14 protein-coding genes are annotated in these 11,792 nt (G+C 70.4%); 6 read left to right on the top strand and 8 right to left on the bottom strand.

Annotated elements, in window-relative coordinates; genetic code table 11:
• The first annotated feature begins 171 nt into the window (after positions 1–171).
• Positions 172–1,623, top strand: a complete 1,452-nt coding sequence (locus EER34_RS00375) for a cation:dicarboxylate symporter family transporter (protein ID WP_127472619.1) — start codon at positions 172–174, stop codon at positions 1,621–1,623.
• A 46-nt stretch (positions 1,624–1,669) separates the two neighbouring features.
• Here the strand turns inward: EER34_RS00375 and EER34_RS00370 are convergent, their stop codons facing one another.
• Genes EER34_RS00370 through EER34_RS00360 form a run of 3 tightly spaced genes read right to left on the bottom strand, consistent with a single transcriptional unit; the run spans position 1,670 to position 2,789 of the window.
• Positions 1,670–2,368, bottom strand: coding sequence for a YrhK family protein (locus EER34_RS00370; protein WP_240642051.1), 699 nt, complete (start codon positions 2,366–2,368; stop codon positions 1,670–1,672).
• Between the two features lie 38 nt (positions 2,369–2,406).
• Positions 2,407–2,592, bottom strand: coding sequence for a hypothetical protein (locus EER34_RS00365; protein ID WP_127472618.1), 186 nt, complete (start codon positions 2,590–2,592; stop codon positions 2,407–2,409).
• A gap of 14 nt (positions 2,593–2,606) precedes the next feature.
• Positions 2,607–2,789 carry a DUF5302 domain-containing protein gene (locus EER34_RS00360; protein ID WP_127472617.1) on the bottom strand — a complete coding sequence of 61 codons (183 nt, stop codon included), beginning with the start codon at positions 2,787–2,789 and terminating at the stop codon, positions 2,607–2,609.
• 335 nt (positions 2,790–3,124) lie between these two features.
• Here EER34_RS00360 and EER34_RS00355 point away from each other — a divergent pair, with 335 nt between their 5' ends.
• From EER34_RS00355 to EER34_RS00345, 3 genes are all read left to right on the top strand, one after another.
• A complete protein-coding gene (locus tag EER34_RS00355; protein ID WP_127472616.1) occupies positions 3,125–5,419 on the top strand; it encodes a polyribonucleotide nucleotidyltransferase in 2,295 nt (764 codons plus the stop codon).
• Between the two features lie 279 nt (positions 5,420–5,698).
• The gene (locus EER34_RS00350) at positions 5,699–6,739 is read left to right on the top strand and encodes an aldo/keto reductase (protein WP_127472615.1); all 1,041 of its coding nucleotides are present in this window, start codon (positions 5,699–5,701) and stop codon (positions 6,737–6,739) included.
• Positions 6,740–6,834: 95 nt separating this feature from the next.
• A complete protein-coding gene (locus tag EER34_RS00345; RefSeq protein WP_127472614.1) occupies positions 6,835–7,437 on the top strand; it encodes a histidine phosphatase family protein in 603 nt (200 codons plus the stop codon).
• A 9-nt stretch (positions 7,438–7,446) separates the two neighbouring features.
• On the opposite strand, the gene EER34_RS00340 is transcribed toward EER34_RS00345, so the two are convergent.
• On the bottom strand, positions 7,447–7,923 hold the full coding sequence (locus EER34_RS00340; RefSeq protein WP_127472613.1) for a GNAT family N-acetyltransferase: 477 nt from the start codon (positions 7,921–7,923) through the stop codon (positions 7,447–7,449).
• A gap of 72 nt (positions 7,924–7,995) precedes the next feature.
• On the opposite strand from EER34_RS00340, the gene EER34_RS00335 reads away from it, so the two are divergent.
• Complete coding sequence (locus EER34_RS00335) at positions 7,996–8,814, top strand: 4-hydroxy-tetrahydrodipicolinate reductase (protein ID WP_127472612.1); 819 nt, start codon at positions 7,996–7,998, stop codon at positions 8,812–8,814.
• Entirely contained in the window at positions 8,811–9,266 is a 456-nt protein-coding gene (locus tag EER34_RS00330; protein ID WP_127472611.1) for a hypothetical protein, read from the top strand. The genes EER34_RS00335 and EER34_RS00330 overlap by 4 nt, the downstream gene beginning before the upstream one ends.
• On the opposite strand, the gene EER34_RS00325 is transcribed toward EER34_RS00330, so the two are convergent.
• From EER34_RS00325 to EER34_RS00310, 4 genes are all read right to left on the bottom strand, one after another.
• Complete coding sequence (locus EER34_RS00325; protein ID WP_127472610.1) at positions 9,263–10,192, bottom strand: TIGR01777 family oxidoreductase; 930 nt, start codon at positions 10,190–10,192, stop codon at positions 9,263–9,265. The two genes, EER34_RS00330 and EER34_RS00325, sit on opposite strands and share 4 nt — an antisense overlap.
• A complete protein-coding gene (locus tag EER34_RS00320) occupies positions 10,185–10,610 on the bottom strand; it encodes an OsmC family peroxiredoxin (protein WP_127472609.1) in 426 nt (141 codons plus the stop codon). Before EER34_RS00320 ends, EER34_RS00325 begins: the two co-directional genes overlap by 8 nt.
• A gap of 122 nt (positions 10,611–10,732) precedes the next feature.
• Positions 10,733–11,275 carry a DUF4395 domain-containing protein gene (locus EER34_RS00315; RefSeq protein WP_127472608.1) on the bottom strand — a complete coding sequence of 181 codons (543 nt, stop codon included), beginning with the start codon at positions 11,273–11,275 and terminating at the stop codon, positions 10,733–10,735.
• A complete protein-coding gene (locus EER34_RS00310; RefSeq protein WP_127472607.1) occupies positions 11,268–11,705 on the bottom strand; it encodes a TlpA family protein disulfide reductase in 438 nt (145 codons plus the stop codon). Before EER34_RS00310 ends, EER34_RS00315 begins: the two co-directional genes overlap by 8 nt.
• Positions 11,706–11,792 lie beyond the last annotated feature (87 nt).

Below are 11,792 nucleotides of genomic sequence, written 5' to 3'. Positions count from 1 at the left end.
CGTGGCTGCGCTGCCTCCATCCTCGCCCGTCGACGACGATCTCGGGCCAGGCGTCCTGCGACCAATACGACCACAACTCGGCGGCGCCGGGGGCAGGCCGCACGCTGGGGGCCATGACCGACCCATTCGGGATCGGCGCGAGGACAGCGACTGTTCACTCAGGAGGCGATGATGGCTCTTTCGACCCGGACGACTTCGTTCACCCTTCCCGGCTTCAACTGGCGCCGTGGCAAGCAGGCATGGGACAAGCACACGTGGCTCTACGTCGCGGTGATCGCGGCGGTGGTGCTGGGTGCGGCGGTGGGCCTCCTGTGGCCCGAGGTCGGGCAGGCGATGAGGCCGTTGGGCGTCGCCTTCGTCAGCCTCATCAAGATGATGATCGCGCCGATCATCTTCTGCACGATCGTCGTGGGCGTCGGCTCGATCGCCAAGGCGGCGACCGTCGGCAAGATCGGCGGGCTCGCGCTGCTGTACTTCATGGTGATGTCCACGTTCGCGCTCGCGATCGGACTCGTCGTCGGCAACATCCTCCACCCGGGCGAGGGCCTCAACATGGCGAGCGCCACCTACGAGGCCACCGCCGAGGCGAAGACCACCGAGGAGTTCATCCTCGGGATCATCCCGACCACGTTCTTCTCGGCGTTCACCGGCGAGAGCGTGCTCCAGGTGCTGTTCATCGCGCTGCTCGTCGGCTTCGCGCTCCAGCAGATGGGTGCCAAGGGGCAGCCCATCATGCGTGCGGTCAAGAACCTGCAGGCGCTGGTGTTCCGCATCCTGGGCATGATCCTGTGGCTGGCCCCGCTCGGCGCGTTCGGGGCCATCGCGGCCGTCGTCGGCGACACCGGGATCGCCGCGATCTGGAGCCTCGGACTGCTCATGGTCGCCTTCTACATCACCTGCATCGTGTTCATCGTCGGCATCCTCGGGACCCTCCTCTACGCCGTCACCCGGGTGAGCATCTTCAGCCTGGTGAAGTACCTCGCCCGCGAGTACCTCCTCATCGTGGGCACGTCGTCCTCGGAGTCGGCGCTGCCCCGTCTGATCGCGAAGATGGAGCACCTCGGGGTCTCCAAGCCCGTCGTCGGCATCACCGTGCCGACCGGCTACTCGTTCAACCTCGACGGCACGGCGATCTACCTGACCATGGCGTCGCTGTTCATCGCGAGCGGGATGGGCGCCCCGATGTCCATCCCCGAGCAGATCGGCCTGCTGGTCTTCATGATCATCGCCTCCAAGGGCGCGGCGGGCGTCACGGGCGCCGGCCTCGCGACACTGGCCGGGGGACTCCAGGCGTACCGTCCTGACCTGGTCAACGGCGTCGGGGTCATCGTCGGCATCGACAGGTTCATGTCGGAGGGCCGGGCCCTGACGAACTTCACCGGCAACGCCGTCGCGACCGTGCTGATCGGATCGTGGACGAAGGAGTTCGACGCGGTGCGCGCCCGGCGTGTGCTCGCCGGTGAGCTGCCCTTCGACGAGAACACGCTCTCGGGAAGCGACCACGACGGGATGTCCGAGTCGCCCGACGCCGTCGGCGTCCAGGGACTCGAGGAGGCCGCCGTCGCGGAGGCCGACGCGAAGGAGCAGCGCGCACGGGACCGCGAGGCCCAGCTCATCCGCTGATGCGGACGGCTGCGTGGATGCCGTCAGTGAGCGGGATGCCGCGCGATCAGGCCGACGGACGGCGCCGCAGTCGCTTCAGGATGTCGCCGTGGTGGATGGTCCGGCGCGAAAGGATGGCAGCGGTGAAGAAGCAGAGGGCGCCGACGGCGGTCCCGATGTTCGTCCACTGTTCGCTGACCATGTCGCCCGTCGCCGGCACGACGAATGCGGCGATCGCCGACACCCCGAAAGCCACCGAGCCGAGCATGTTGAGCCCGGTGCCGTGCCATGTGCGGGCATCCCGATCCCACAGGCGCTCCCGCCCGCGGGTCGCCTCGACGGCGAGGAAGCTCGACACGAGGAACGCGATCGACCCCCAGAAGTCGGGCCGCCAGCCGACACCGACGGCATCGGGGCGTGCGATCGCCGCGATCAGCGCCGCCGCCGTGGAGACGTTGAAGGCCAGGGTGCCCGCGAACTGGATCGCCGCGGACCACCAGTCCGCCCGATCGGGGCGGTTCGTGTGCTCGCGGGGCGGACGGCGGCCGCTCAGGAGCAGCTGGATGAGCGCGGCGGACGTGAAGAAGATCGAGCCGGCGAAGAACGTGAGGTTCGTCCATACCGCGCCCGCCCAGTCGGCGTAGAGCGGAAGCGCGCCCGCGAAGAAGCACAGCGAGCCGATCGCGAATCCGTAGGCCTCGCGGCGCAGTCGTCGCACGCGGTCGGGCACGGCTTCGGACGCGCGCGCCGCAGCGTCGCCCGTCACAGCCCCGGCACCCTCCGGGGGCCGGGATGCGCCATCGCTCACGCTCCGGGGTCGATCTCGCCGGACTCGATCGCCGACTCGCGCTCTTCCAGGTCGAGCTCGTCGACCTGCTCCTCGACGGATTCCATCGGGTCGAGCGTCGCGGGCGGCAGCTCGAACTCGGTGTCGTCGTCGAGCGGCACGTCGCGCTCGTCGTCGGGGATCCGCTCTCGGAAGTCGCTCATGCCGGCCTCGATCGTCAGCCGCTCTTGCGGCGGAACTCGCGCTTGGTCACTGCGCCGTGCGTGCCGTGGATCGAGGAGTCGCCGTCGAGGTGCGATTCGCCTTCCCGGTGCTGCGAGTTCTTCTTGTCCAGTGCTTCCTTGAACTTGCGCTTCATCTCATCGGATGCCGCGCCCGCCGGCTTCTCGTCGGTGCTCATGACTCCCACCCTACGCACGCCCGGCGACGATGTCATCGCCGATCCGCGCAAGCCCTGCCTCGGATAGGGCCGGGACGGGTCGCACTGGTAGGATCGGAAAGGTTGCCCCCGGGCATCCGCTCAATTCAACATGAGCTCACGGAGCAGGCCGGCAGCTAGCTGGTCCCCTGTGGTGGTCTCCTCGTCGCGTCCGCGCCGGGTGGATTTCTACTGGTGGCCAGTGCTGGCGCGATCCGCGGCAATCGCCGCGCGCCGAGATCTGCCTGTTCCTGCTCCTTCGCGAAAGCTCGCGCACCACACGGGTGCGCGAGTGAAAACAAAGAAGGAGAGACCTCTTGGAAGGTCCAGAAATCACCGCCGCAGAAGCCGTCCTCGACAACGGACGCTTCGGCACCCGCACCGTCCGGTTCGAGACCGGGCGACTCGCGCAGCAGGCACAGGGTGCCGTCGCCGCGTACCTCGACGAGGAGACGATGCTCCTCTCGGCCACCAGCGCCGGAAAGCACCCGCGCGAAGGCTTCGACTTCTTCCCGCTCACCGTCGACGTCGAAGAGCGCTCGTACGCCGCGGGCAAGATCCCCGGCTCGTTCTTCCGCCGTGAGGGACGCCCCTCCACCGAGGCGATCCTCGTCTGCCGTCTCATCGACCGCCCGCTGCGCCCGTCGTTCGTCGACGGTCTCCGCAACGAGGTCCAGATCGTGGTGACGGTCCTCTCGATCGCGCCCGGCGAGTTCTACGACGCGCTCGCGATCAACGCGGCGTCGCTGTCGACCCAGATCTCCGGTCTGCCGTTCTCCGGCCCGATCGCCGGTGTGCGCCTCGCGCTCATCCCGGGCCACGGCGAGAACGCCGACCAGTGGATCGCGTTCCCGACGGTCACCCAGCTCGAGGAGGCCGTGTTCGACCTCATCGTCGCCGGCCGCGTCATCACCGACGCCGACGGCAACGAGGATGTCGCGATCATGATGGTCGAGGCCGAGGCCACCGAGGGTTCGTGGAACCTGATCAAGGGCGGCGCCACCAAGCCGAACGAGCAGGTCGTGGCCGAGGGCCTCGAGGCCTCGAAGCCCTTCATCAAGCAGCTCGTCGCCGCGCAGAACGTCGTCGCGAACACCGCGGCGAAGGAGATCAAGGAGTTCCCGGTCTTCCTGCCGTACAGCCAGGAGACCTACGACTTCGTCGCGCACCGTGCGTACGACAAGCTCGTCCCGATCTACCAGATCGCCGACAAGATCGAGCGCCAGAACGCCGATGACGAGCTGAAGGACGCCGTCAAGGCGGAGCTGCTCGCCGCCGTCGAGTCCGGCGAGCTGCAGGCCGTCGCGACGCTCGAGTTCTCGGCCGCCTACAAGTCCGTCACGAAGAAGATCGTCCGCGGCCGCATCCTCGCCGAGGGCGTCCGCATGGACGGTCGCGGCCTGGCCGACATCCGTCCGCTCGACGCCGAGGTGCAGGTCATCCCACGCGTCCACGGCTCGGCCATCTTCCAGCGCGGCGAGACCCAGATCCTGGGCGTCACCACGCTGAACATGCTCAAGATGGAGCAGCAGATCGACTCGCTGTCGCCCGTCACGCACAAGCGGTACATGCACCACTACAACTTCCCGCCCTACTCGACCGGTGAGACCGGCCGCGTCGGAAGCCCGAAGCGTCGCGAGATCGGGCACGGCTTCCTGGCCGAGCGCGCCCTCGTGCCGGTGCTGCCCAGCCGCGAGGAGTTCCCCTACGCGATCCGTCAGGTGTCCGAGGCTCTCGGCTCCAACGGATCGACGTCGATGGGCTCCGTGTGCGCCTCGACCCTGTCGCTGCTCAACGCCGGTGTGCCGCTGCGCGCCCCGGTCGCGGGCATCGCGATGGGCCTCGTTTCCGACGAGGTCGACGGCCAGACGCGCTACGCCGCGCTGACCGACATCCTCGGCGCCGAGGACGCCCTGGGCGACATGGACTTCAAGGTGGCCGGCACGAGCGAGTTCGTGACCGCGATCCAGCTCGACACGAAGCTCGACGGCATCCCGTCGTCGGTGCTGACTGCCGCGCTGCAGCAGGCCCACGAAGCGCGCCTCACGATCCTCGGTGTGCTCAACGCCGCGATCGACGGCCCCGACGAGATGGCTCCGACGGCTCCGCGCGTGATCAGCGTGCAGATCCCGGTCGACAAGATCGGCGAGCTCATCGGCCCCAAGGGCAAGACGATCAACGCCATCCAGGACGAGACCGGCGCGCAGATCTCCATCGAGGAGGACGGCACCGTCTACATCGGCGCGACCGACGGCCCCTCGGCCGAGGCCGCCCGCGCCCAGGTCAACGCGATCGCCAATCCCACCAACCCGGAGGTCGGCGAGCAGTTCCTCGGAACCGTCGTGAAGATCGCGACGTTCGGCGCGTTCATCTCGCTCCTTCCCGGCAAGGACGGCCTGCTGCACGTCAGCGAGGTCCGCAAGCTCGCCGGCGGCAAGCGTGTGGAGAACGTCGAGGACGTCCTCGGCGTCGGCCAGAAGCTGCTCGTCAAGATCACCAAGATCGACGACCGCGGCAAGCTCTCGCTGGAGCCCGTGCTCGAGGAGTCGGCCGACCAGGAAGGCCGCGCCGCGGCCAGCGAGGGCCCGGGCGACGCCCCGGCCGAAGGCTGATAGCCGCTGACAGCACTGTCCGGATGCCCGTCCCCACCTTGTCGGAGGGGGCGGGCATCCGTCATTGTGACCCGGATCGCCACGGAAAGTCCCCCGAATGGGGGACAAGCGGATGCTCCTCGCCGCGCCGTGATGAAAGCGTTATGTAATATTTACCGACAGTACGCGTCAGCGGGCAGGGGATTGTCCGGACTGTCCTACCCTCATAGATACGCGCCGGGGGGTGCGGAACAGGCGATCACGAAGCCTCCATCGGGAGGCGGCGTGAGGGGGTGACACATGGGTTTCTTCGGCGTTGACTCGACGCTCTCCTCACCGAGCCCGGATGCCGCCCCCGCCGTGGCACCCGGTGTCCACCCGTCGGCCCCCATTCCGGTCCAGGGCCCGCCCGTCGGGCAGAACGTGCGCGTCGCGCTCGGCGACAGCGGGATCGACGTGTTCCCGCTCATCCTCGGCGGCGCCGAGTTCGGCTGGAACGTCGATCTCGAGTCCAGCCACGACATCCTCGACAGCTACGTCGAGCTCGGCGGCAACGCGGTGCACACCTCCGACAGCTTCGCCGCAGGGCGCAGCGAGCACATCATCGGCCAGTGGCTGCACTCCCGCGGCCTTCGAGAGGACGTGGTGCTCGCGGTGCGCATCGGCGGGCACGCCGACAACCCCGGGCTCGGACCGGTGAATCTGATCCGCGCGGTCGAGGCATCCCTCACCCGGCTCCGTACCGACCGCATCGACGTGCTCTATCTCGATGCGACCACCGACTCGACGTCGGCTCTCGAAGACACCCTCGCCACCGCCGAATGGCTCGTCGAGGCGGGCAAGGTGCGGGCCCTCGGTGCGATCGGCTACACGGCCGCGCAGCTCGTCGAGGCGCGGATCTTCTCGTCGGCCGGCTTCCCTCGGATCAGCGTGCTCGACGTGCCCTTCAACGTCCTGCGCCGCCATGAGTTCGACTCCGATCTGCGTCTGGTCGCCGGCGCGCAGGGCATGGCGGTCACCCCGTCGCACGCGCTCGAGCACGGGTTCCTCGCCGGGCGCCAGCGCACCCGCCTGCGCGGCGCGCTGTCGGTTCGCGGCGCCCAGCTCGCCGCGAACCTCAACCGACGCGGCAGTCGCACGCTGCGCGCGCTCGATGCCGTCGGCACCGAGCTGGGCGTGCCGGACGCCGCCGTGGCGGTCGCCTGGCTCCTGGCGCAGAAGCTCGTCACCGCCCCCATCGTCAACGCCTATGCGCCTCAGCACGTCGAGGAGCTCGTGCAGGGCGTCGGGGTGCGCCTCAGCCGCGCGCAGCTGTCCGACATCGCCCGCGCGTCCGAATAGGTCAACCGGCCGCCGAGGCCCGGCCGTGATCATTCCGTGACGTAGGCTGGGTGAGTGTCCCGTCGGGGCACGCGACCCCCGACGGAGTGAGCTGCGTGACGCACTACATCTACCTCGTGCGACATGGCGAGCACCAGGATGCCGAGCACGGACTGGTCGACGGCCGCCTGTCTCCGCGCGGGCGGCGTCAGGCCGCGCTCCTCGCCGATCGGCTGTCGGGGGTGCCGTTCGACGCCGTCTGGCACTCGCCGCTCGAGCGCGCGAGCCAGACCGCGCAGGCCGTCAGAGAGCGGATGCCCTCCCTCGCGCCGGAGCCCTCCGCGCTGCTGTTCGACTGCGTGCCGACGGGCATGACCGAGGACACGCCCTCCGCGTACGAGCCGTTCTTCGGCTCCGTCACCGAGGCCGAGATCGAGGCCGGCGGCGCGCAGATGGCCGACGCCACGAGCGAGTTCCTGGTGCGCAAGCGCGGCGAGGTCCACGAGCTGATCATCACGCACAACGTCGTCATCGCCTGGTTCGTGCGCGAGGTCCTCCAGGCGCCCGAATGGCGTTGGATGACGCTCAACCAGGCCCACTGCGGTCTGACCGTGATCGCCCAGAAGCAGGGGCGTCCGTGGACGCTGCTCTCGCACAATGACATGGCGCACCTGCCGTTCGAGCTGCGCACCGGTCTCCCCGAGGTCTACCCGGTCTGACGCACCGACTCAGTCGAGCGTCTTGCCGTACCAGCGGCTCGCGTTCGGGTTGTCGTTGTAGGGCTCGATCGACTCGAACCCGGATCGGGCGTAGAGAGCGCCGGCCGCCTCGAGCGAGTGGTGGGTGTCGAGCACGAGCTCGCGAGCGCCGAGCTGACGAGCGCGCGCCTCGAGACCGTCGAGGAGCACCCGACCCCAGCCGCGACCGCGTGTCTCGGGGCGGAGGTAGAGGTGCTTGACCTCGTAGCGCGTGCCGTGCGGGCCGTCGGGGATCAGACGGATGCCGCCGCAGCCGACCGGCCGGCCGTCCTCGTCCTCCACGACGAGGAACACCCCGGCCGGGGGCACGAACGCCGCGGGCTGCGGGAAGGTCGTGGTGTAGACGGCGTCCTGCGCGGCGAAGCCGACCGCGCGAGAGCGGAAGTACTCGGCCAGCAGCTCGTGGGCGTCCGGGGCGTCGACGGGGGATTCGCGAAGGCTGGCCACCCCTCCAGCGTAGGACGCGCGCTCGCCCGCCCGCGCCGGGGCGCGGCATCCCTCCCGCCTAGGATGGAGCGCATGACGACGCGCGTGGCCATCGTGGGCGGCACCGGCAAGCTCGGTGGGATCATCCGCGAGGTGGTCGAGCACGAAGACGGCTTCACCGTTCACGCGACGCTGTCGTCACGGTCCGAGCTCGACGAGCTCGACGGCGCCGACCTGGTCGTCGACGCCTCGACCCCCGCCGTGTCGATCGACGTCGTGCGCGCGGCCGTCGAACGGGGCATCAATGTGCTCGTCGGCACCTCGGGCTGGTCCGCCGAGCGGATCGCCCTCGTGCGCCCTCTGGTCGATGCTGCCGGCACGGGCGCCGTGTTCATCCCGAACTTCTCGCTCGGCTCGGTGATCGGCTCGGCTCTCGCAGCCGCCGCCGCGCCGTTCTTCCCGTCGATCGAGATCGTCGAGGCTCACCGCGAGACGAAGATCGACTCGCCGAGCGGCACCGCCGTGCGGACGGCCGAGCTCATCGCGGCCGCACGCGCCGCGGTCGGTCCGGTCGAGTCGCCGCACGTCGATCAGCGGGCGCGCGGCCAGCAGGTCGCCAGCGTGCCGGTGCACTCCCTGCGCCGACCCGGGGTCATGGCCCGGCAGGAGACGATCCTCGCCGGCGCGGGGGAGTCGCTCACGATCACGCACGACACGATCGAGCCCGCCCAGGCGTACGGTCCCGGCATCCGCCTCGCCCTCGCCGCCGCGCGCGAGGCCCGAGGCGTCGTCGTCGGCCTCGACAGCTTCCTCGACATCGGCATCCGGCCGCCCGGCGCCGTGCCCGGCGAGACCCGCCCGATCGACGAGGGCGGCGTCCCGGGGCAGGTCGCGCGGGCCACCGGCGCATGAGCGCGCGCATCGGCGTCGCCGTGATGGCGGCGCTCCTCGCCCTGTACATCGTGCTGGTCGGCCAGCGCGCCTGGCTGCTGCTGACCAGCGGTGACCCGGTCGGCGTGCTCATGGGCGTCGGACTCGTCGCGCTGCCTCTCATCGCGGGCTGGGCGCTCGGGCGCGAGCTCTGGTTCGGGGTGAGGGCCGAGCAGGTCGGCCGACGCCTCGCGGCCGAAGGGGCCCTGCCCGACGAAGAGGTGGGAGTGCGCCCGAGCGGCCGTGTGGTGCGCGCCGACGCCGACGCGGTCTTCCCGGCGTTTCGCGACGACGTCGAGTCCCATCCCGATGACTGGCGCGCCTGGTACCGACTCGGGCTGGCCTACGACGCGGCCGGCGACCGCCGCCGCGCGCGCGATGCCGTCCGCCGGGCGATCCGCCTCGAGGGCGCCGAACGCCGCGGCCGCGCCTAGCCGGCGGCGGGCACCGCCGCGGCGACGGCGTCTTCGACGCCGGTGTGACGGAAGGCGAAGCCGGACGCCTCGAGTGCGACCGGCCGGACGTCGGCGTCCGTCGTCAGGAGCGCTTCGGTGGCGTCCGGTCCGAGGACGAGTCGCATGCCCCATACCGGCGCGCGCAGCAGGAACGGGCGATTCATCCGCACCGCGAGGGCGAATCCGAGGTCGTTCGCGGTGGCGCGCGTCGGGCCGGTCAGATTGACGGGCCCGGCGATCTCCGAATCGATGACGTGGCGGATGGCTCGCACCTCGTCGTCGAGCGAGATCCACGGCCACACCTGCGTGCCGCGGCCGATCGGTCCGCTGACTCCGAGCTTCGTCAGCAGCAGAAGGGGCTTGAGGACCCCGTCCTCGTGGACGATGGGCGCCGTCCGCGCAAGTGCGACGCGCGCATGGTCGCCGGCCGCGAGAGCCGCTGCCTCCCATTCGCCGCACAGGTCGGCCAGGAAGTTCTCGCCGCGGGGGGAGCGCTCGTCGAGCGTGCGCCCGGGTGCGGAGCCGTAGTAGCCGACCGCCGACGCAGAGACGAAGGCCGGGGCATCCGTCCCCAGCGAGCGCACCGCTCGCGCGATCGCCTGCGTCGGCGTGATGCGCGACCACAGCAGGGTGTTCTTGTAGTGGGCCGTCCAGGGGAACCGGCCGATGCTCGCGCCGTTGAGCCCCACGACCGCGTCGGCGCCGTCCAGGACGCCGGGGTCGAGCGGGGTCGTGTCGGTGAGCCACTCGACCTCGTCCGGCGCCTCGGGGGGTCGTCGCACCAGCGTCGTGACCGCCACGCCGTCGGCGCGCAGGCTGTCGACCAGGGCCGAGCCGATCAGACCCGATGCCCCTGCGACCACGACCCGGCGGGCGCCGGGTCGCCGTGTCGCGGGTTCAGGCAAGCGTCGCCTCGATGGTGATCTCGACGCCCGCGAGGGCCTGCGAGACGGGGCATCCGGCCTTGGCGGACTGGGCGAGGCGTTCGAACTCCTCGGGGTCGAGCCCCGGCACGACCGCGTTGACGTTCAGGTGGCTGCCGGTGATGCCCGTGCCGGGCTTGAAGGTGACCGAGGCCGTCGTGTCGATCGACTCGGGCGGGGTGCCGTTCTCGGCGAGGGCGAGGGAGAACGCCATGCTGAAGCACGACGAGTGGGCGGCGGCGATGAGCTCCTCCGGCGTCGTCACCGATGTGGACCCCTCGCTGCGCGCCTTCCAGTTCACGTCGAACGTGCCGAGACCGGACGAGACGAATGTCACCTCGCCGGACCCGTCGAAGAGCCCGCCGTGCCAGGCGGTGGTGGCTTCGCTCGTGACGGTCATGGGGGCCTCCCTTTCGGCGCGCCCGCACGCCGGGCGCCTCGCCGTCAGCCTAACGGCGCGGGATGCCGCGGCGCGATGGGTCGGCGGGCCGGAGAGGTCGTCCGGCGGGGGTCAGGCGGGGGTCAGGCGGCGGCCGGACGGGCGCGGCCGATGAGGCCGATCCGCTGCAGCACGAGGTAGAGCATGCAGCCGAGGCATACGCCGAACGCGGCGTTGAGGAAGGCCGCGACGAACGCCATCGCCGCGGCGATCGTGAGCGCCCACGGCACGCCGAACAGGTGCAGGATCAGCCCGATCCCGACGACGAGGAGGCCGACACCCTGCGCGAACCGGGGCGGGCGCGGGTCTTCGAGCTCCTTCGGGGGAGCGAGGCGCGGGGTGACGACCTTGCGGTACAGCACTCCCCAGGGGGCCGTGCGGGGCGACAGCACGCCCCACAGGAACAGCAGAGCGATGACGAGGAGCAGGAGGAACGCGGGGTCGAGGATGCGCTGCGCCACGGTCGCCTGCGAGATCGCCCATCCTGCGGAGCCGGGCGCCGCCGACAGCCCTGTCAGGCTGAGGAACACCGCGACGAGCAGCAGCGCCGACGTGATGCCGGCCGCGAAGCGAGGACCCCGGGGGTCGATTCCACGGGGTGCCGGGGCATCCGCTCGTTCAGACATTCGCGTCCTCCGCCAGGAGCCGGTTCAATTCGAGCTCGAGCACGTCGCGGCTCGGGGTTCCGCCGAAGCGGGTCTGCACGACGCCGTCACGATCGAGCACGAGCGTGGTCGGGGTCTGCAGGATGTGGAAGTGCTTCGCGATGTCGGGCCGGTGGGTCAGGTCGACGTCGAGGTGACGCACGCCGTCGCGCCCGTCCGCGATCGAGGACAGGGTGCGATGAACGCCGGGGCAGCGGGCGCACATCTCGGTGCTGAACTGCAGGAGCGTGGCGACTTCGCCGAGTCCGTCGGCGCCCAGACGCTGCGGTTCGACGACCTCGTGCGGGATGTGCCGCTGGGGCCGCGACTGGCTCCAGCGCAACCACACGCCGACGGCCACCGTGACCGCGAGGAGCGCGGTGATGGCGATGAGGGCGGTGACCAGGTTCACAACTGATCAGGCTATCTCTGTTCACCTGAATAGAGCCCGGATGCCCGAATATGACGTTCCGGGCGTAACAGAGCCGAGTGGGCGAGG

It is taken from the genome of Microbacterium sulfonylureivorans, assembly GCF_003999995.1.
Lineage (GTDB): Bacteria > Actinomycetota > Actinomycetes > Actinomycetales > Microbacteriaceae > Microbacterium > Microbacterium sulfonylureivorans.
The sequence above is the reverse complement of the archived record's forward strand: the minus strand, read 5'-3'. Positions and strand labels throughout refer to the sequence as shown.